The sequence below is a fragment of the Rathayibacter sp. AY1E8 genome (genome assembly GCF_002931415.1).
Lineage (GTDB): Bacteria > Actinomycetota > Actinomycetes > Actinomycetales > Microbacteriaceae > Rathayibacter.
Window position 1 is genome coordinate 1 of sequence record NZ_PSVI01000121.1, and the last position, 943, is coordinate 943.

Below are 943 nucleotides of genomic sequence, written 5' to 3' on the forward strand. Positions count from 1 at the left end.
TCGCACTCCGATCCGCCACCCTCTCGCCGCACCCTCCGAGGCGAACCGGCGATCCGCGTGTCAGCGGATCGTCGTAGCCGTACGCAGGACGCCCTTGAGAACCCGGCCACCCTCCCCAGCCGACCGCGCCGAGCCGGTCGGGGACCGGCTCGCCACAGGCCCGGCGAACCGGCGATCCGCGTGCCAGCGGATCGTCGTAGCCGGACGCACGACGCTCTCACGAACCCGGCCACCCTCCCCAGCCGACCGCGCCGAGCCGGGCAGGGACCGGCTCGGAATTCAATACAGACAGTTCGGCCCCAGCAGGCTCTTCAGCTCGCCGAAGAGGTCCGGGGTGATGCGCACGGGGAACGGCACCTCGAACACGCGGGCCGTGTCGCCCTTGATGAGCTTCAGCCGCACCTCGGTCTGGCCGGAGTGGCGGATGAGCACGTCGCTGAGCTGCGAGACCGTGTCGGTGGTCGCGCGCGACTCGGGCATCGAGACGGTGAGCGGTCCCGAGTCGCCGTCCTGGCTCATCTCGGGGGCGAACAGGCTGAACGCGTGCAGGTTCATCCCGTCGTCGCGCATGCTGACGCGGCCTCTGACGACGACGATGGAGTCGTTCGTGAGCGCCGGGGCGAACTCCTGGTACGCCTTCCCCATGAACATGCAGGTGATCTCGCCGCCGAAGTCCTCGACCTGGATCATCCCGTACTGGTTGCCGGAGGCCTTGGCCATGCGGTGCTGGACGCTCGTGACGAGGCCCGCGACGACCACGGTCTCGCCGTCGGCGATCGTCTCCGAGATCAACAGGTCGGCGATCGTGGTGCTGTAGTGCTTGGCGAGCTCGGTCTCGAGTCCGGCGAGCGGGTGGTCGGACACGTAGAGCCCGAGCATGTCGCGCTCGAAGGCGAGCTTGTCGCGCTTGGCCCATTCGGGCCGCTCGGGCACCTGGATCGCG

The 943-nt window shown here is 69.2% G+C and carries 1 protein-coding gene; it reads right to left on the reverse strand.

What is annotated here, in order from left to right:
• Positions 1-279 precede the first annotated feature (279 nt).
• A partial coding sequence (locus tag C5C74_RS16885; RefSeq protein ID WP_258064224.1) for an OB-fold nucleic acid binding domain-containing protein occupies positions 280-943 on the reverse strand: 664 nt, incomplete at its 5' end.